At 43.7% G+C, this 18,731-nt stretch carries 16 protein-coding genes; 7 read left to right on the forward strand and 9 right to left on the reverse strand.

Going from position 1 to position 18,731, the window contains the following annotated elements; translation table 11 throughout:
* The first annotated feature begins 12 nt into the window (after window positions 1-12).
* Entirely contained in the window at window positions 13-570 is a 558-nt protein-coding gene (locus J8Z23_RS08515; RefSeq protein ID WP_301659393.1) for a DUF3750 domain-containing protein, read from the forward strand.
* 51 nt (window positions 571-621) lie between these two features.
* Here the strand turns inward: J8Z23_RS08515 and J8Z23_RS08520 are convergent, their stop codons facing one another.
* From J8Z23_RS08520 to J8Z23_RS08550, 7 genes are all read right to left on the reverse strand, one after another.
* Window positions 622-2,199 (reverse strand): sensor domain-containing diguanylate cyclase, encoded by a 1,578-nt coding sequence (locus J8Z23_RS08520; protein ID WP_301659394.1) that lies wholly within the window; start codon window positions 2,197-2,199, stop codon window positions 622-624.
* Between the two features lie 189 nt (window positions 2,200-2,388).
* On the reverse strand, window positions 2,389-2,865 hold the full coding sequence (locus J8Z23_RS08525) for a heme-degrading domain-containing protein (RefSeq protein ID WP_005393342.1): 477 nt from the start codon (window positions 2,863-2,865) through the stop codon (window positions 2,389-2,391).
* Entirely contained in the window at window positions 2,862-3,902 is a 1,041-nt protein-coding gene (locus J8Z23_RS08530; RefSeq protein ID WP_301659395.1) for an oxidoreductase, read from the reverse strand. The genes J8Z23_RS08525 and J8Z23_RS08530 overlap by 4 nt, the downstream gene beginning before the upstream one ends.
* A gap of 11 nt (window positions 3,903-3,913) precedes the next feature.
* On the reverse strand, window positions 3,914-4,687 hold the full coding sequence (locus J8Z23_RS08535; RefSeq protein ID WP_301659396.1) for a DeoR/GlpR family DNA-binding transcription regulator: 774 nt from the start codon (window positions 4,685-4,687) through the stop codon (window positions 3,914-3,916).
* 187 nt (window positions 4,688-4,874) lie between these two features.
* Window positions 4,875-5,876: an HAD family hydrolase gene (locus J8Z23_RS08540; protein WP_434632955.1), complete on the reverse strand. Its 1,002-nt coding sequence runs from the start codon at window positions 5,874-5,876 to the stop codon at window positions 4,875-4,877.
* A gap of 159 nt (window positions 5,877-6,035) precedes the next feature.
* A complete protein-coding gene (locus J8Z23_RS08545; protein WP_434632957.1) occupies window positions 6,036-7,118 on the reverse strand; it encodes a hypothetical protein in 1,083 nt (360 codons plus the stop codon).
* Window positions 7,119-7,158: 40 nt separating this feature from the next.
* Window positions 7,159-8,481 carry an anaerobic sulfatase maturase gene (locus J8Z23_RS08550; RefSeq protein ID WP_434632960.1) on the reverse strand — a complete coding sequence of 441 codons (1,323 nt, stop codon included), beginning with the start codon at window positions 8,479-8,481 and terminating at the stop codon, window positions 7,159-7,161.
* A 177-nt stretch (window positions 8,482-8,658) separates the two neighbouring features.
* On the opposite strand from J8Z23_RS08550, the gene J8Z23_RS08555 reads away from it, so the two are divergent.
* On the forward strand, window positions 8,659-9,447 hold the full coding sequence (locus J8Z23_RS08555; protein ID WP_134646705.1) for a formylglycine-generating enzyme family protein: 789 nt from the start codon (window positions 8,659-8,661) through the stop codon (window positions 9,445-9,447).
* Between the two features lie 58 nt (window positions 9,448-9,505).
* On the opposite strand, the gene J8Z23_RS08560 is transcribed toward J8Z23_RS08555, so the two are convergent.
* Window positions 9,506-11,827 (reverse strand): multiheme c-type cytochrome, encoded by a 2,322-nt coding sequence (locus J8Z23_RS08560; protein ID WP_434632964.1) that lies wholly within the window; start codon window positions 11,825-11,827, stop codon window positions 9,506-9,508.
* Window positions 11,828-12,220: 393 nt separating this feature from the next.
* Here J8Z23_RS08560 and J8Z23_RS08565 point away from each other — a divergent pair, with 393 nt between their 5' ends.
* The 3 genes from J8Z23_RS08565 (at window position 12,221) to J8Z23_RS08575 (ending at window position 16,202) form a co-directional block, all read left to right on the forward strand.
* A complete protein-coding gene (locus tag J8Z23_RS08565) occupies window positions 12,221-13,786 on the forward strand; it encodes an arylsulfatase (protein WP_434632966.1) in 1,566 nt (521 codons plus the stop codon).
* A 369-nt stretch (window positions 13,787-14,155) separates the two neighbouring features.
* Complete coding sequence (locus tag J8Z23_RS08570; protein ID WP_434632968.1) at window positions 14,156-15,220, forward strand: HlyD family secretion protein; 1,065 nt, start codon at window positions 14,156-14,158, stop codon at window positions 15,218-15,220.
* Window positions 15,210-16,202: a DUF2955 domain-containing protein gene (locus J8Z23_RS08575; protein ID WP_395202001.1), complete on the forward strand. Its 993-nt coding sequence runs from the start codon at window positions 15,210-15,212 to the stop codon at window positions 16,200-16,202. The genes J8Z23_RS08570 and J8Z23_RS08575 overlap by 11 nt, the downstream gene beginning before the upstream one ends.
* Window positions 16,203-16,423: 221 nt before the next feature.
* Here the strand turns inward: J8Z23_RS08575 and J8Z23_RS08580 are convergent, their stop codons facing one another.
* The gene (locus J8Z23_RS08580; protein ID WP_434632971.1) at window positions 16,424-17,341 is read right to left on the reverse strand and encodes a LysR family transcriptional regulator; all 918 of its coding nucleotides are present in this window, start codon (window positions 17,339-17,341) and stop codon (window positions 16,424-16,426) included.
* 301 nt (window positions 17,342-17,642) lie between these two features.
* On the opposite strand from J8Z23_RS08580, the gene J8Z23_RS08585 reads away from it, so the two are divergent.
* Window positions 17,643-17,855 carry a DUF1656 domain-containing protein gene (locus tag J8Z23_RS08585; protein ID WP_048626481.1) on the forward strand — a complete coding sequence of 71 codons (213 nt, stop codon included), beginning with the start codon at window positions 17,643-17,645 and terminating at the stop codon, window positions 17,853-17,855.
* A 10-nt stretch (window positions 17,856-17,865) separates the two neighbouring features.
* Complete coding sequence (locus tag J8Z23_RS08590; protein ID WP_031780619.1) at window positions 17,866-18,729, forward strand: HlyD family secretion protein; 864 nt, start codon at window positions 17,866-17,868, stop codon at window positions 18,727-18,729.
* The last annotated feature ends 2 nt before the right edge of the window (window positions 18,730-18,731 follow it).

Below are 18,731 nucleotides of genomic sequence, written 5' to 3' on the forward strand. Positions count from 1 at the left end.
TAGGAGCGATCAATGAAAAACTCTCTCAGTTTTACTCATCTATTAAAAGTTGGCTTGATATCAATCGCAGCTTTGATGGGTGGATGCACTCAAGGAGATTGGCGTACCGCAAGCAGAGAACCTGCCGGTATCGCGCCTGACCCTTCCAATGTGAAACATGCCGTAATTGAGTTTTATGCCGCAGATGCATTTGGTTGGCGAGGCTGGTTTGCGGTGCACACTTGGTTTGCGATAAAGCCTGAAAATGCGAACGAATATACCGTGTATGAAGTGGTCGGGTGGCGCGTGAATCGTGGACAACCCGCTCTGTATCAATACCAAACGGGCACACCAGATCGCTACTGGTATGGTGCGAAGCCAGAAAAAATACTCTCAATACAAGGTGAAAAAGCCGATAAACTTACCCCCAAAATACAAAGCGTTATCAACCAATACCCTTGGGCTGAAGAATACACGTTGTTTCCAGGACCAAATAGCAATACATTCCCGGCTTGGGTGGGCAAGCAAATTCCGGAGTTAGAACTCGACTTGCCATTTAGAGCAATTGGTAGTGGCTACGCCAACGAGTAAAACAAAAGCTTGGTAACTGGCGCGTTTTACGTTCAGCGCATAGCACTATACCTATTGTGCGTCTTCACCTAACTCGGTTCTGTTTCTTCCGTTGCGTTTTGCTTTATACAGAGCGTTGTCAGCGTCTTTCATTACCGCTTCAATTGGCATATCGTTGCCTTTCCAGTGAGAAACTCCAAGTGATACCGTTACCTTACCAACGACCAGGAAATCGTGTTTTTCTACGTTATGCCTAATCCGCTCTGCGACATCAACCGCGTGATGAACATCCGTCGCTTCAAGGAACATCATGAACTCTTCCCCACCGGAACGGCAAAGATGATCATTCGCTCGGGCTTGCTCTTTCATCAACTGAGCGAATTCTTTGAGTAGATTGTCACCCACATCATGACCATAGTTATCATTGACGCTCTTAAAATGATCAATATCCAAAGCTAAAATAGAAAAAGCGGTGTTTTCTTGCTTAAACAAGCCTAGAACTTTGTCTAAGCCGCGTCGATTTAACAACCCAGTCATCGCGTCTGTTAGCGTATCCAGTTGCAGCTTATCAATGGTTTTTGAAACGAGACCAAACGCTTTGAGGAAACTGAGCTTCAAATGTGAAGCCTCAAAATACCAAGACTTAACCAGCTTCAAATCATCGATGGATGAAGAGTGTTCTTCCACTCCTCGAACAGCGCCAGCCAGTTGCCATAATGGTCTTGAAATAAGTAGAGAGAAGAACCAGATCAACAGCAGAGTTAATAAACCAATTGGAATCGATTTGAAAAATACACTCCACATCTGCTCATCTAGCACCATTAACGTCATTGATTTCGGGCGCTGAGCGACAATTCCCCACCCTGATGATTCAACTGGTGCATACCCTGCTAGCATTTCAACACCGCGAGAGTTCACAATTTCTTTGTTACCACGCTGACCCATTGTCACGGCGTTAATTGCCATATTATCGTTGATCACTTCACCAACCCGCGATTTATCTGGGTGGTAGATCAGCGTATTGCTTTCGTCCACAACGTAAAGGAAAGAGCCATCTTTGTAAGCATGCTGGCTAAGTAATTCCGCAAGAATATTATCCTTCTCTAAGTAGATAGTACCGCCGATATAGCCTAAATATTCATTGGACTGAGAAAATATAGGGTATGAGATCGTTAACAGATAATTTCCTGCGGGTGAGATGAATGGCTCAGTGACAACGGGCGCTTGAGCATTTAAAGATTGACGTTTTCTTTCACCAACGAGCTTTACACCTTTCACCTGAAGTGTCTCTGGTGATACAGAAATAATGACGCCTTTCGCATTAACGACAACCACAGAGTTGAATGATTTGGTTTGCTTTCTCAGCCTCTCCGCCTCTTCGTCAAGAAACTGAGCATCGTGCATCTTATCTTTTAGCAAGTTCGCACTGTATTTTAACTGCGACATTGAGCTTTCTATGAAAGAGTCCGTCATTTCTGACATTTTTTGCGCATAAACGCGGTTGGACTCTAACGTGTTATTGATGATGAGATCTCGTTGCACTCGATAGATCGAATAAAACGCATTGATCAAAGTGACAAGCACGCTGAAAACACACAGGATTACAATAAGGTTTCTAAGATTAAGTTTTTCTTTTCTTCTAAAGGACATTTGCCAACTGCCAGCTTCGATGGCTTTTTGTATGAATGAGCGTATAGGTTATATGAAATTGATTTAATTTTCAGGTAGGAAGTTGGGAGCAGTGTTAAATATTTTCTCACATAATAGAACGCAAAATGAGCTAATAAGAGAATTCAGTGACACAAAATAAATGCCGTGCCACTGTAATATCGCACAACTTTAAGCAAGCTCTGTGCTGGTCATTACCATTGTCTTTAATACATCGACAACAAGCTGATGATCATCTAACTGCGGTAAACCCGATACCGTCACAACCCCAATTAAACCAGAACCCATGATTCGAATTGGGAACGCGCCACCATGAGCACAATACTCACGCGCATCGAGATGTGGCTGATTTTCAAAATCACGCTGCTTTTGCTTATTGTATAGCGAGAGGTAGTAAGAGCTGCGACCATATCTCAATACTGAGTTTCGCTTTCTACGAACCCAATCCAAATGGTCAGCGCACGTTCCTGTCATCGCGTATTGAAATAGCGTTTGTCCAAAACCGTAGACCTCAATAGCCACAGCCGCGTCACAGGCTTCCGCCGCTTCTTTTAAAGCTAAACCAATAGACCACGCAACTTGATGGTTAAACTCTTTCAATTGAAGCTCATGCTCTTGTTGAGCGACGAGCTCAAGCGTTAAGCTCATGATTTCACCTGAATAGTTTTACCCGTTTTACTGCTTTCCAATGCCATCTCAATCAGAGCGATATTCTGTACTGCTTGAACGGCAGGAACCGGGTTATCAGTACCCAAACGAATGGCATCTGCTACACCAACAAAATAAGCTTGATACGCACCTCTCTCCGTTTTGATAGTTTGCGCTCCGTCTTCGTCGTAGCGGACACCGTATAACGCCTCGTCCTCTTCTGACCAAGCATCGTTCTCCGGTAATCGGCCTTCTTTTAAGTAACCTTCTTGAGGATCTAATCCGTATTTTTCATATTTAGCCTCAGTACCCAATACTTTATAACGCAGGTTTGGTTCTGGGCTGTATAAGTTTGAATGTAAATGCACAATATGGTCTGGGTAATGAAGCACTAAGTTGTAGTAATCAATCGTCGTCGCGCCCGGACGCATCATTCGACACTGTGCGTCTATCGCATCTGGCAAACCAAATAACACCAAGGCCTGATCGAGAAGATGGGGAGCAAGATCGAATAAAATACCACCGCCATCTTGAGCCTGCTCTCGCCAGCGTTGACGAACTTCAGGACGGTAGCGATCAAAGTGCGACTCAAACAGCCTCACATCACCTAACTTACCTTGTTCGATAAGCGATTTAACGGTGAGAAAGTCGCCGTCCCAACGCCTATTATGAAAAATGCTCAGAACCAATCCTTTTTCTTCTGCTAAGGCGATCAACTCATTCCCATCTTCTATGCGCGTTACAAACGGCTTTTCGACAATGACATGTTTCCCATTGTTCAACGCGCGCTTTGCGAGCTCGTAGTGCACGTCATTTGGCGCAGTGATGATCACAAGCTCAGCGTCACTGTCATCGAGTAAAGTATTGGCATCAGCAAACCACTGAGCATCTGGCCAATCATTTTGGACCGCTTCCTGTTGACGAGAACTTATTGCGCTCAACATCAAGTTTGGCAGTGCTTTAATGAAGGGTAAGTGGAAAGTTTTTGCTGAATATCCGTAACCAATCACGGCGGTCTTTACGGGATCGTAAGCCATACTAAGATTCCTTATTTCGGTGAAACAACAATACATTCAATATCATTGTGGTCGAGAAGTTGTTTAAAATCTGATTGAGGAGCATGATCGGTAATAACGATGTCGATCTTTGACAAATCACATACATGGTGAAAATTATCGCTTCCAATTTTGCGGGATTCACAAACGACAATGACTTGTTGAGCTTGCTCTATCATGGCTTGTTTCATGGTTGCTTCTAGCTCATTATTTGTCGTCAACCCTCGGGATGACAACGCGCACACACCAATAAACGCCTTATTCACATGATATTGCTTCATTTGCTGTTCTGCTTGTGCACCCAAGATCGCTCTGGCGTAGGGGTCAAAGTGTCCACCTAAGAAATGGACGTCCATTGATTCACTTTTTTCAGCAGCGATTAGTACGTCAATACTGTTGGTGACCACGTTGAGCTTATCTTCTTCACAGCGTGCTTTTTCTACGTAAAGTGGGAGCAGAGATAAGATAGTACTGGTATCAATAACAAGGTGGTCACGCTCATCCAAAAGCTTAGCGGCCGCTTGAGCGAGGCGATGCTTAGTGTCACTAATTGGTCGATTAGAGTACGCCTCTGTAGAGGAAGATATCGGGGCAAGCATGACGCCACCTCGGATTCTTTGTAATCCCGGTAGTTGGCTCAACTTGACTAAGTCTCGACGCGCTGAATCTCGCGAGATGCCAAAATACTCGCAAACTTCCGATAACGTTATTTTGTTTTGTAGCTCTAGCTTGGCTCTGAGCTCTATCAATCGCTCTTCTTGCGTCATTACTTAAATTCACTTAAGTGGTTTTAAGCAATGATGCCACACAGCAATCAAATAACCAATACGGACGCACGCAATATTTGCTTATGCTGATACCAAACAGAATTGTTAAGTTGAGGAGATGAAGAGCGTTTTGCTCATCACCCCCTATCACAAAATGTTTGGTGTAATGTTTACGTTGGTTGGGTCGCTACTTTTTCATCGCTTCTTTAAAAACTTGATTCCAATCTTGTTTCATATCGACAAACAACCAACCTTGCTCTTCACCCACTTTAAATGATTTGTCTAATTTCCCCACGTGAGAGTCTTTATCATACGCCCATTCACGCTTGTCATCCGTGTGATGGATAACCGCTGAAAATCGTGGGCCAGACCCCGCTTTAGTCCACTCTAGCATTTGTAAGTCACCGTCAGAATTACCAAATGCCATCACCGGGCGCTTACCAATGAAGTTCTGGATCGTGACAGGCTTCACCGCTTTATCATTCACAAAATCAATTTCTGGCAAGCGTTGAATCGTTGGCTGTCCATCAACGACCTGATACTCCGCTTTTAATGTCGTCCCAACGATATTTTGCGTTGGGATCCCGTACACTTCTGGTGCCCAAACACGCATGAAATCAATGCCACCTCCAGAAATTATATAGGTCTGGTAGTCATTTGCTCTCAAGTAGTCGAGTAACTCAAGCATCGGTTGATAAACCATTTCAGTGTATGGCTTTCCCGTCGTAGGATGAACGGCCGTTTTCATCCACTCCTTCACTTCTTGATGGAACTGATCAGTCGACATTCCAGAGTGAGTCGCCATAACAAGCTGCATCACACCTTCAAGGCCTTGCTTACCAACCCCCTCCAAGTCACCTTTTATTGCCGAAGCAAAAGGTTCTGTTGTTTTCCAATCAGGATGCTCAGAGGCCATCTCTTTCACTTTATCGATCGCAAAAAACAGCTGTAGATAAACGGGTTTTTCTGCCCATAACGTCCCGTCATTATCAAACGTAGCGATCCTTTGGCTTTCAGGAACATAAGCGTCCGAGCCTTGAGTCGTCGTTTTAGTAACAAACGCCATAATAGCTTGCTTAGCACCGGTGTTGTTCCATGACGGCAGAGGATCTTGCATATCAGCAGCAATGCTATAGCTAGACAGAGCAAAACTTGTCGCAAGGACAATCACCTTTAACTTTATAGCCATTTTAATTCCTTATATTGAGGTACGGGATGCAAATCCAAATGAAAGTATAGTTCACGATTAACAAGCGCAATTCAGAGCAACATATGCAACAACACCACAACGTGACACTGTAATAAAAAACACACTTCAATTAAAGAAGATTACCGATAAAGTGTTGAGTTAACTGGCGTCAACCTGCTCTGAAGTATTTTGACGCCCCTTTTTCTGATTAAGCTCATCAATCACGTAATCCGGAGCCACTTTCTTAAGTTCCGCTAAACACTGTTCAGACTTGGGGTTATCGTACCGAATGTAGATATCACACACTGCATAAAGCTGCTCCGGCGCGCCAGAGATCAAATAAGCTTTTTCAAAAGCGTCCACAGATTTTTTAAGATCTAACTCTTCTTGCAGAACACCATTTAAGTACCAAAAATAACTGTTGTTCTTTGCCATGTTAGCGGCCTTTTCAATTTCGCTAGCGGCATCATGCTTCTCACCAAGTCTTACTAGCGCCAATGACTTCGAGTAATGCAAAGCAGCGTTATCAGGAAAAAGTGTGATTGCTTCATCAAGTACTTGGATAGCTTGTCGATCTTTTTGTTGCGCTCGAAAATTGTCCGCATAGCTTAACCAGACTTGGGGGTTACTTGGCATCAGCTTGGTTAGCTCTGGATAAATCAATGCCGCTTTGTCCCACTCTCGATGCCAACGATATACATCGGCAAGGAGTAATCTAGAAACGTTGTCAGTTTTCTGCGACAAGTAGGATGTTAAATCAGTCACCGCGCCTTCAAGTGACTGTTGCTGCTCCGAACTTAAACTGGCGTAATCTCGAACCAAGTTTATCGCTGCGGTAATTCGAACCATTGCATCGTCATCACTTAGCAACGGGGAAACCAGACGCCAGCGATGATCTATCATATAGGGTTGAGCTCCTACAATTGCTGCTTCACGAATTCCAGCATCTGCATCTTTCAAACCACGAGCGACGGCAACCAAAGCGTTTTGGCTGGGGTAGTTGGCCAGTTCACGTAAAGCATCAATACGCTTTTCTGAAGACAACTTCTTGTTTTGTGCATCATAAGACAATTTTTCGACTTGCTGTGCTAGCGTCATTGGTTCTTCTTGAGATGCTATCTCAACGGGTGAAACTCTATCTGAATTGAGCGGAGGTTTATCTTGAGCCCAAGCGCCTTGGCTTAACGCTACACTCAGCGTGAAAGTTAAAAGTGACTTCGTAAAACGCGTTATCTTTTGCATTGATGAGACCTTACTTTTATAAAACTGGACCAGTTGAATCTTAGAACTTAGTGTCAAAAACAGGTCGATTAGACGCTTTCAGGTGTAAAACCTTATCGCTGTATTTACCGTGTACCACAGGGTTGCCCATCGCTCGTAAAATGTACGCCATTGATTTGTCGACATGCGCAAAAAACTTCTTCCAACCTGCACATAGATAGTTAAGGCCAGGCTCACCTTCTCTGGTGCGAATAAAGCGGTTTTTAGGGCATTCTCCAAAACATGCAAACTGATAATCGCAATTAACACACTGCTGAGGCAGTGTACGACTTTTAGCAAACCCGAATTTCTGCTGGTCAGGGCTATAAGCGAGAGTATCGAGTTTTTCGTGGTGAATATTTCCGATCTTGTATTCCGGGTAAACATAGTGGTCACACGCAAAGACATCACCGTTTGGTTCCATTGCTAAACCTTTGCCACAGATTTCACCTAGCGTGCATAGTGGGTTTTTGCTTCCCATCCATGTTTCCAAACTTGCTTCAAAATACTGTACAAAAACGTTACCAATATCATGCACGACCCACTCATTGAATATCGCGATAAGGAAGTTACCCCATGCTTCATCCGCCACACAAAATGGCTCGACAACTGAATCCTTGTGGCCGGGAATCAGACGTTTATCACCTTGCATTAATTGCTCATTGGGCTTCCAAGTTTGGGGCGCTGTTGCTCTGAAAGTTTGCTGCTCAACAATCGGAATAAACTGCATTTGAGGGGAACGTACTTCATCTCGTAAGAAGCGATACACTTCCAATGGGTTACGGCTGGTCAAGTTGTTCACACACGTGAGCGTTGCAAACTTCACTTCATGCTTATGCAATAGCTCAACGGCGTTCATCACTTGTTTAAATGTACCTCTTCCCGCTCGGTTTGTTCGGTAGGCGTTGTGCATCATCTCAGGGCCATCGATGCTTAAACCGACGAGAAAGTGGTTCGCTTTTAGAAACTCGCACCACTCATCATTAAGAAGCGTGCCATTAGTCTGAAGATCGTTAGAGAGCGTAATACCATGAGGGCGGTATTTATCTTGTAATTCAACAATTCTTTTGAAGTAATCCAACCCCAGCATGGTTGGCTCTCCACCTTGCCAAGAGAAGATAATTTCAGGTGTGTTCTGCCCTTCGATGTATTGGCGGATATAGCTCTCTAAGGTTTCGTCATCCATTATTGGCGAGCACCCTTGCTTATATTCCAACAAATCTTGTTTGCTTAAGTAATAACAATAAGTGCAATCGATGTTGCAAGCAGCACCAATGGGCTTTGCCATCACATGTAAACGCTTAGATGCTTTTCCGTTGAACTGAGGCCCTTGAGTTATGTGCATTCATCACCTTCTTAGTTGCTAACCTGTCCCCAATGATGTCAAACCTAATCATCGAGTTAATCGCCTAGGGTGATGATAATGTTCAATTATTCTCGGCGCTTGTTATAGTGTGTATAACCGTTTGTTATGGTTTTGCTTGCTAGACTTTCAGACCAAAGTTGTTGACGGAGTTGCCGAATGAAGCATCCCAAAAGTAAGATTATTTCCTTTGTCTCAACCATGTCGGTCACGCTGATAATTAATGGCTGTGCAACAACCCCACCACACTCTCTCGCTCAGAAAATCGATCAAGATATGGTTCTTGTCGAAGGTGGGCAGTTTACGATGGGCGCAGATAATCCATCAGCCAAAAAGTCAGAGCGCCCAGCTCGCACTGTTAACGTTGATGGATTCTATTTGTCAAAATTCGAGGTAACTCAATCGCTCTTTGAAGCTGTCACTGGCTCCTCTCTGAGCTACTTTCGAGATCCAAATACACCCGTCAATAATATTAGTTGGCAACAAGCCAATTATTTCATTAAGAAATTGAATGAAAAAACGGGAGAGCATTACCGTCTACCAACAGAAGCAGAATGGGAGTTTGCCGCTAAAGGCGGAATTTTAAGTAAAGGCTTCACTTTTTCTGGATCAAACAATATTGACGATGTGGCTTGGTATGCGAATAACTCGCACAATAAGGCTCATAAGGTAGGTCAAAAGCAACCAAACGAGCTCGGGTTGTACGATATGACAGGTAACGTAGGCGAGTTTGTGATTGATGCTTTTGACGAAGGTTATTACAAAACAGCGCCCAGTGATAATCCGGTAAACGCAAAAGAGGAAAAAGAAAGCCTTGCACACAAGTCTGTACGTGGCGGCAGCTTTGCTTATGACGCAGACGAATCTGAAAACTATCGCCGCGATTTTGCCAGCCAATCCGTCATTATGTCTGACATGGGCCTTAGACTAGCGAAAGACGTAGACTAAACTAAATAGAGAAAGTGGCGCGATAAAGGCTCCACTTTTTACTATTGGTGTTTAATCTCTACAGATTCGCAATAGATGCTTTCAGCTGATCAATAGCCTGCTTAGGAGCATAATTACTCAGCTCTTTTAGACACCTATCGAAAGCAAAAGCGACAGCACCTTTTTTATGATTTCTCGCTAGAACTTCGCATTGAGCATATAAATGTTGAGGGTTCCCACCAACTTTAAACGCAGTCTGCAATGCCTTACTGGCTTCCAGAACTTCACTTTTTTCCAAAGCTAGACCATAAACATACCAGTAGTGAGCGTTAGTCTTTCCTAGTTCTGCGGCATGTTTAAGTAGAGCTTTGGCCTCATCTTCCTTGCCTTGGCGTAACAAAGAAAGACCGGCACTGTAAGGTAATGAGCTGGATTTAGGCTGAGCTTTCATCCCTTGTTGTAACACCCAGAGCGCAGCTTTTTCTTTCCCGAGGCGTCTATACAGGTCCGATAAATTCACGTAACTATTTTCGAAATAAGGCTCGATACTTATCGCTTCTTGGTATAACGCAATTGCCTTATCGATTTCGCCTAAGCTGAGGTATACATTTGCCAAATTGGTTCTGCCGAAACCACGATCGGCGTTAAACTTTTGAATGTCCATGTACTCTTCAAGCGGTGGTTGAATCCTATCTTTTTGTAACGGCGTCATTTGCGCATAGCTGGTCACTAATACCGAAGCCGCCTCCGCCCTCACTGAAAGTACGGGATCATCTAGCAGTGGTTCTAAAATTCGCCATCGATCATGAAACTCATAACCAGACGAGCCCGCGACTGCGCCGAGTCTAATCATTTCATTCTCATTTTTAACGGCCCGTGCGAGCGAAACAGTCGTATTTTGGTCAGTATTGCCGCCCATTCGCTCTAATGCAGAAGCTCGTATGATGTCTTTTAATGATGAATCCTGAGCAGAGTAAGCCAGAGCATTCGCCGCCCCTTTGTGCCCAATTGCATCGGCATAAAACGCGACAGCAAAGTGTTGTTGATTGCGGTATTGAGAGTGAGGAAACCATTCGGCTATCTGCGCATCCGCCCACTGGTTATTCTTATCCTCATGACAAGACGTACATACATTAGGCGTGTCGATGTGTTTACTCAAGTCAGGTCTAGGTACGTGCCAACTGTGGTCTCTACGAGGATCGACTTGCATATAAGTCGTTTCTGGCATGTGACAAGTCGTACATTGTGACGCTTTGGATCCCGCTTCATGGAAGGTATGGTTTTCTGGGGTATATTCTGACGCAATATGACATTGTGAACATACCGCCTCTTCTGGGATGTTTAGCTTTGCCGAATGAGGATCGTGGCAATTGGTGCATGTTACGCCTTTTTCAGCCATTTCAGACTGAAGAAATGAACCGTAAACATAGTCTTCATCGTAAATTTGGCCATCGTGGTAGTAGAGTTCTGGAGTGATCAGGCTTAACCGATATTTATCTAAAAATGAGCCTTGAATGTGCTCACCAGTCTCATTTAACTGCGTTCGACGGCTGTGACATTGTGCGCACGTCTGAACTTGATTTGTTTCTGCGATTGCTTTTGGTTGTAACGTTCTGTGGCCCTTCTCAAATACCCACTCGGTTACCGCTTTAGATAAATTTCGGTCAAAACCATAGTGACTATCTGTATCGAAAAAGCCTCCTGTAGATGCGACCTTTTTCGCCAACTCGATGTGTCCACTTGCAGGGCCATGACACGCTTCACAACCAACATTGATCTCGGACCAAGACGTATTGTAGGTATTTTTGATTGCGTCATAGTTCTTCTTTAAATTGGTCGAATGACAGTCTGCACACATGAAATTCCAATTTTGCCCAGTGTTAGTCCAGTAAAACTCATCTGTCGTTGCTGTCTCTGGATAGAGGTAAAACCAGCGCTGACCACCTTCCGATTTCGTCCTTGAATCCCACGCAAAAGGAATGAGCTGTACACGACCGTCTTCAAACTCCACCATATATTGCTGTAACGGTTCCCAGCCAAATGTGTAGCTAATTTTATAATCATGCCATTGACCATCAGGGCCTTGAATATTGACCCAATACTCCTCGCCTTGTCTAAAAAAACGGTTGGGTTGCCCATCATGCGTCACTGTGCGGTTATCAAAATCACCTTGAACAGATTCTGAGTTTGCATGTTTCATTGCCATATCGTGATGAGAGCCCTTCCAAGCCTCCACCTCTTGTTGGTGACATTCCGCGCACGTTTGCGTGCCGACATATTCCAACCCAAGCTTCGTAGTATTTTGGGGACTCTCTATCACTGATGCCTGGGAAAAAAACGAACCACTCACCATGACGATACCCAAAAATAGACACCGAAACCGACCTGCCCACTGACTCATAACTATCCTTAGTATTTAGATGGTGCAACTTGAATCAATATAGTCGCTAACCCCTTGGTTATACAAATAATTAGAAGTGAAAGGCCTTCAAAATGAGTGCTCCATTCTTCGTCCCCCGATTAGGGAGTATCTCGGTGTTTTTGCTGAAACTTTATTCGTCTCACCAGCAATCTGCACTGGTGTTCATTAGTGACCCATCTCTATTTTTAAAACCTCCCCAAATCATCAGAATGACAAGTATTTTTATTTAGAAACAAATAGTTAAATACACTCAATAACTTATGGTTATAAAGAGTATAAGAGGATTTTTCTATACACATCATTAACTTATGCAGCACCTAAGCACAAGGTTTACTTGTGCTTCTCGTTACTCTCAACCACCTGGAGTTTTTTATGGCAAACCAATTGAGAAAAATCGCAGTAGGCATCGGACTGTTAGCAACGTCCAGCGCAGCGATGGCGGCAGACAAACCCAACATACTTGCAATTTTCGGTGACGATGTCGGTTACTGGAACATCAGCGCATATAACCAAGGTATGATGCGTTACAAAACCCCTAACATCGATCGTATCGCGAACGAAGGGGCTTTGTTTACAGACCATTACGGCCAACAATCTTGTACTGCCGGTCGAGCAGCATTCATTACTGGCGAAGAACCATTTCGCACTGGCTTGCTGACGATTGGTATGCCGGGTTCCGACCATGGGATTCCAGATTGGGCACCAACTATTGCTGACTTACTAAAAGACCAAGGTTATATGACAGCTCAGTTCGGTAAAAACCACTTGGGCGATCAAGATAAGCACCTACCTACCAATCATGGTTTTGATGAATTCTTTGGTAACTTGTACCACCTTAATGCAGAAGAAGAGCCCGAAACCTACTATTACCCTAAAGACCCAGAGTTCCGTAAAAACTATGGTCCTCGTGGTGTAATTAAATCTTATGCCGACGGTAAGATTGAAGATACTGGCCCAATGACGCGTAAACGCATGGAACACGCGGACGAAGAGTTCCTCGAAAGCACTTTATCGTTTATGGAGAAAGCTGTTAAAGCAGATAAGCCTTTCTTCATCTGGCATAACTCTACGCGCATGCACGTGTGGACCCGATTACAAGAGAAGTACCGAGGTAAATCCGGTGTTAGCATTTACGCTGATGGCATGTTAGAGCATGACGATCAAGTCGGCGTATTGCTCGACAAACTCGATGAGTTAGGCGTTGCTGACAACACCATCGTTATTTATACAACAGATAACGGCGCAGAGACCATGACTTGGCCTGATGGGGGCGCAACCCCATTCCACGGTGAGAAAGGCACGACTTGGGAAGGCGGTATGCGTGTGCCTCAACTTGTGCGTTGGCCTGGTGTCATTAAGCCAGGAACGAAAATCAACGAAATGATGGCTCATCAAGACTGGTTGCCAACATTGTTGGCGGCAGCTGGCGTTCCTGACGTGAAAGAAAAGCTTGCTGAAGGTTACAAAGCAAATGGTAAAGACTGGCGTGTCCATATAGACGGCTACAACTTCATGCCATACTTCGAGGGAAAAGAAGAGAAAGGACCACGTGAGTCTCTGCTCTACTTCACCTCAAATGGTGAACTAAACGCAGTACGCTGGAATGACTGGAAACTTCACTTTGCAACTCTAGAAGGAAACCTAAGCGACGCCGTGCGATCTGTACCAAACTGGCCTAAAATCATTCACTTACGTGCAGACCCATTTGAAAAAGGTCCTAGAGAGTCACAAATGTACCTACGTTGGATGGCAGACAACATGTGGTTGTTTGTACCAATTCAAGACGTTGTTGGCGACTTCTTTAAAACGTTACCTGAATACCCAATGCAACGCGGTACAACCATGAACCCTGCTTCTTTAAATTACGACTCTTTGCAGATGCAAGAAAAGATGCAGCAGTTAGAAATGCTTAAACAGGAAGTGAATAAAGTTAAGTAATTTTATTAATCACTCTATAGATTGCGTTACTGAGCCAGCAGAGTTCTGCTGGCTTATATTTGCTGAAGTAAGAACTATTCGTTCAGTTTACTATCGCAAAGAACAAGCATTCTGCCGTAGAGTCCTTTCTTACGAAACCACCTTTATCAAAGACCTGAGCACTTACCACCAGCTTCATCTTAAGTTCGTTTAGACTCATTACTTTCATATTTCAAATAGTTCGTAATCCCTATAGAAATCCTTTTCTCTAGGTGGAATAACCAAATAACCCTATGCGCTCGATAACAAATAGTTGATTTTTTGGAAGCATTGTTTATGTCACATGTTGTAACATTGCTTACCTAACGTATTGTAACAAGAGAGAATTGGATGTCTAAAGCGGAATCATCTTCCAGAAAGTTAAGCTTTATTGTTATTGGCCTCGTTTTTGTGGTTTGGCTATATAGCTTGTGGGCTGATCGAGTAACACCAATCACTGGCACCGCTCGGATTCATTCTTATCTTGTCCGCATTACTCCAGAGGTTTCGGGGAACCTAACTGAAATCCATGTTCGCAATAATCAAGTCGTCAATGCTGGTGATGTGCTTTTCGAAATTGATCCAAGAGATTATCAAATTAATCTGCGTTCAGCCGAAGCAAACTTAGCCATTGCTGGCCAAAACATTGGAGCCAACACCGCGGCTGTTGAAGTGGCACAAGCTAAGGTCATTGAATCACTCGCAGCTCGTGACAACGCAAGAGAACAAGCAGCTCGCGTAACCGAGCTCGCCGCCAAAGGGGTATTGAGTAAATCTGAGCTAGACAACGCCATCGAAGCTAAAGCACGAGCTCAAGCCACATTAGAGGCAGCAGAAGCGTCCTTAGCTCAAGCCAAGCATAATCTTGGTCCCGAAGGGCAAGATAATCCCCAGATTCTCGCAGCTATAGCAAATCTAGAAAAAGCGCAACTCGACTTACAACGAACGAAAGTGATTGCTCCATCAAAGGGGATCGTTTCTAACTTACAACTCACTGTTGGGCAAAAAGCGACGACTGGCTCACCTCTTGTCACTTTCATTGATCCGAGAGGCGTGTGGGTATCAGCGCTTGTTCGCGAAAACTCACTCGAGCATGTTCGTGCGGGACAAAAAACAAAGATTGTGTTGGATGCTTTACCTGGCAGAGTGTTTGAAGGGCGAGTAGAAAGCATTGGTTGGGGTACTGGTGGCAGTAACGACGTCGATCCGACAACTGGCTTTTTGGTTGCAGACAATAATTCCTTAAACGCACAGCGCTATCCTGTAAATATTGTTTTTGAAGGCGGAGATATTCCCGAAAACGTACGTTATGGTTCGAAAGCAACGGTCGCTTTTTTAACTGAGCAAAGCTCCTTTGGAGAGTGGCTGGCCTCTTTCTGGATGAGAGTGTTGAGTATCTGGACTTATGTTTCATAGTTCAGCAAACCCAATCATTAGATTGGTTTTCACTCCGATTCTTTTACTGTTTTACTTACAGTATTCAGGTGCGCCTACTCCCTTTATCGCGCCAATATTCGTTGTGATTTTTCTAACTCTGATGCCATCTAAACCCCCGTTCAACATGATGTTGAAATTGCTGGTAATACTCTCACTTCTCAGCTTTGGCATCGTAACTTTAGCAGGAGCGCTCATGAGCTCCCCTAGTGGCTTCTTACTGTTTACTTGGTCACTTCTCTGTTGGAGTTATTACCGAAGTCATCGCGATCCCAAAGACATCGTTTCGACACTCACTTTGATTGTTGTATTGATTATCGTGGTCACAAGCCAACAAATGGGGTTGTCGCTTGAGGGGTTGCCATGGGTCTTATTTACTAGCTTCATTGTTGCGTTGGTTGCCACATATATTAGCTTTTGGTTATTCCCTGGGGACGAAAAAGATATACAACCAGACCAAACCACTCTTGATGGTGCAAACGAACATATCGGGCTTATCGTCTTTAAAGCAACCGCATTGTGTGTTGTTTTGTACGCGCTAATATCATCTGGAAGCTCTCAAACGCTATTGATCGCAATAACATTTGGCAGCATGATTAAGCACCCAGTTAATCAAGACAGCCATTCCTTTGGGCGGTATCGAATTATCACTACAAGCCTAGGGATCTTGTTTACTATTCCATGCATGCTTGCAGTAGCCACAGGTGCACCTACTTACGTTGTACTTGGCGTTACCATCTTTTGTGGCCTGCAACTAGCGTGTTTTGCAATACGTCGACAGACACACTTAACCATCTATCAATTGCTTTTTACTAACTTCACTGTGCTGACTTACCAGATTATTAACAATACGGGCATCGAATCATTTTCTGCTCAAATGACTCGATTCGTCTCTATTTCTATCGCTATAGTTCTAGGGGTACTGGTTCTAAATTTATTTAGATCAGATCAAGAGGTGAAATAACTGCAGCCTCTCTTTCTTAAACTAACAGCGGCTGAGCGATATGAGCTTTCTCATTGAACGAAGCTTGAATAAATAAAAAAAGCATCGATCTTATACTCACATACAGAGGATTACTCCCTCCCAATAACCATTAACGTCCAATCAGAAGAGAAGAATTTTTCAAGTAAAAAAACAAGACTCGAATTGAGTCTTGTTTATAAATGTGGTCTGGATGAATACAGTTATGGCGTCGCTTTAAAACCGCGGATTAGCTTCTCCCGATACGCCGTAATAACCCTCATGATAGAGTCTTTTACATCCCCTATTTGCTTAGAGGGTTGACACCAAAGGCCAAAACCAAACTTAAAGCCTTCTAGTAATTCACAGACTTCAACGGGCTCTATATCATTATTAGAAAATTCGGAATGAGCCAGCGTTCTAGGAAGAATCGCCCACCCTAGTCCTGCTTCAACCATTTTTACAACAAGAGCCAACTGATCGACTTCTTCATGATTCGAACTGACGATAACTTTTTCACCCATTCCTTCTTCAATGAAAGATCGCAACACAAATTGCTTGCTATTCCTCAACGCAGTTAACACTCGGTCGGGTGCCATAGAAGCCAGTTCACCACCTTTCTGGACAAAGGGAACAAATTCAAAGTGACCTAAAAACGTCGAGTCTAGACTGTGTATTGCACGGCTATCATGTACATTTACAATACCGAACTGATACTCACCGGTCGCTAAACCCTCTTTGATCTCGTTACGGTTACGAACAAAAAAGTTAACTCGCATCATCGGAAAATCTGCCGCTAATTGAACACGAAGTAACACCAGCAAACGATGTGGGATGGCACTAGAATAGGCAATGCTGACACTCTCTAAGCCACCATGAGCAAGGCTCAATGCGACTTTGTCAAACGTACGGGCTTGTTCAATTGTTTGCTTTGCATAGTGGTAAAGAAGGCGAGCATCTTCAGTGGGTTCTACGGAACGGCCAACCCGATTAAACAAGCTCACAGCAAGTAAATCTTCTAAATTCGTAATAACCTGCCCGATGGTTGTTCTGTGCTTATTCAATTTTACAGCAGCCTTGCTAAACGAAAGCTCCTCGTAAACAGCAACGAATGCCAATAGTTGTTCAAGACTAAAATTCATAGGTTTTCTTATATCTTAGGGCTACATGGCTAAACTATCACAAGTTATTGAGAATGCTAGCTCGAAAGAGCGACGGTTAACCCGAGGCTTTTATCCTCATCACTAGATACGTAGTTATTCCGCACGTAAATGCGAAAACTTATCGCACTCACACTCTCCTTAAAGCACGTTCGACATCAGACGTAACTCATTACGAACTCTCTAAAAAATACATTGATGGATTTGATCCTACAAAAGCGATTATTACATTTGTAGGATTTCTCTTATCTTTGCATTCATCAAATAAATAGAGAAAAGCACCATGAACTCAATGCCACATGAGCTTGTGTGGGGTGAAGTTTACTTCCCACCCTTGCTGCTGGTTATTGCATTGGCTTACATGCTCACCATTTTGGTTGGAACCGTTGCGACAAAATTAGGGGTACACAAATACGTTGCGTTTCCAGCACTTGCAGAGCTGAGCCTAATTGTGATTTTTACTGGCGTTATTGGTCGATTCATAACCATCTTTTGAGGCAAATTCCGTGATAAAACGTTATCTAATCACATTTTTATTACTGTGTTCCGCTGGCACTGTAATTTTCAGTTACTACCAATCATACTCAAACAATCCTTGGACTAGAGATGGTCATGTCAGCGCGTACATTGTGTCTATAACGCCCCGTGTAACCGGGCAAGTCATCAAGGTGTATGTTGAAGACAACTCCCAAGTTAATGCGGGCGACTTACTGTTTGAGATTGACCCAAGCATTTATAAAGCGTCTTACCACAAAGCCCAGGCGGCTCAAAAGCAAGCCATTGCGTTATTAGCGAAAGCCAAAAATGAAGAACAACGTGCACTGGAACTAGAAAAGCGTACACCTGGCGCGGTATCGGTGCTGACGTTGAACAATTTGAACAACGCCGTAGAGACAGCAATCGCAAACGTGGAGCTGGCGAAAGCAAACGTCGAAGAAGCAAAACTGAACCTTGATTACACCAAGGTGTACGCTCCAACAAATGGTTACATCACCAATTTTAATCTGCGCACCGGCTCCCAAGTTGTCGCAAACTCACCAGTTGTAGCATTAATTGATGAAGACAGCTTTTGGATCGAAGGCTATTTCAAAGAAACGGATTTAGTTGGTGTTGATCCACAAGATAAAGCATACGTAACCTTAATGATGCACGACGAAATGGTGCTAGAAGGCAAAATCAAGAGCATTGGTTACGGCATCGCGAAGCAAGACGGTAGTACAGGTAACGACCTTCTGCCTAATGTGAACCCTAACTTTCAGTGGATACGCTTAGCTCAACGCATTCCAATTAAAGTGAAATTAGACAACTTACCAAAAGATTTTCAACTACGTGTCGGTATGACGGCATCCATCAAAATCATCAAACAATAAAT

Source organism: Vibrio sp. SCSIO 43086 (assembly GCF_051132235.1).
GTDB lineage: Bacteria > Pseudomonadota > Gammaproteobacteria > Enterobacterales > Vibrionaceae > Vibrio > Vibrio diabolicus.

Excerpts from the sequence above, each read along its gene's own strand:
- J8Z23_RS08515 (WP_301659393.1), top strand. The coding sequence starts at position 13 with ATGAAAAACTCTCTCAGTTTTACTCATCTATTAAAAGTTGGCTTGATA.
- J8Z23_RS08520 (WP_301659394.1), bottom strand. The coding sequence starts at position 2,199 with ATGTCCTTTAGAAGAAAAGAAAAACTTAATCTTAGAAACCTTATTGTA.
- J8Z23_RS08525 (WP_005393342.1), bottom strand. The coding sequence starts at position 2,865 with ATGAGCTTAACGCTTGAGCTCGTCGCTCAACAAGAGCATGAGCTTCAA.
- J8Z23_RS08530 (WP_301659395.1), bottom strand. The coding sequence starts at position 3,902 with ATGGCTTACGATCCCGTAAAGACCGCCGTGATTGGTTACGGATATTCA.
- J8Z23_RS08535 (WP_301659396.1), bottom strand. The coding sequence starts at position 4,687 with ATGACGCAAGAAGAGCGATTGATAGAGCTCAGAGCCAAGCTAGAGCTA.
- J8Z23_RS08540 (WP_434632955.1), bottom strand. The coding sequence starts at position 5,876 with ATGGCTATAAAGTTAAAGGTGATTGTCCTTGCGACAAGTTTTGCTCTG.
- J8Z23_RS08545 (WP_434632957.1), bottom strand. The coding sequence starts at position 7,118 with ATGCAAAAGATAACGCGTTTTACGAAGTCACTTTTAACTTTCACGCTG.
- J8Z23_RS08550 (WP_434632960.1), bottom strand. The coding sequence starts at position 8,481 with ATGCACATAACTCAAGGGCCTCAGTTCAACGGAAAAGCATCTAAGCGT.
- J8Z23_RS08555 (WP_134646705.1), top strand. The coding sequence starts at position 8,659 with ATGAAGCATCCCAAAAGTAAGATTATTTCCTTTGTCTCAACCATGTCG.
- J8Z23_RS08560 (WP_434632964.1), bottom strand. The coding sequence starts at position 11,827 with ATGAGTCAGTGGGCAGGTCGGTTTCGGTGTCTATTTTTGGGTATCGTC.
- J8Z23_RS08565 (WP_434632966.1), top strand. The coding sequence starts at position 12,221 with ATGGCAAACCAATTGAGAAAAATCGCAGTAGGCATCGGACTGTTAGCA.
- J8Z23_RS08570 (WP_434632968.1), top strand. The coding sequence starts at position 14,156 with ATGTCTAAAGCGGAATCATCTTCCAGAAAGTTAAGCTTTATTGTTATT.
- J8Z23_RS08575 (WP_395202001.1), top strand. The coding sequence starts at position 15,210 with ATGTTTCATAGTTCAGCAAACCCAATCATTAGATTGGTTTTCACTCCG.
- J8Z23_RS08580 (WP_434632971.1), bottom strand. The coding sequence starts at position 17,341 with ATGAATTTTAGTCTTGAACAACTATTGGCATTCGTTGCTGTTTACGAG.
- J8Z23_RS08585 (WP_048626481.1), top strand. The coding sequence starts at position 17,643 with ATGAACTCAATGCCACATGAGCTTGTGTGGGGTGAAGTTTACTTCCCA.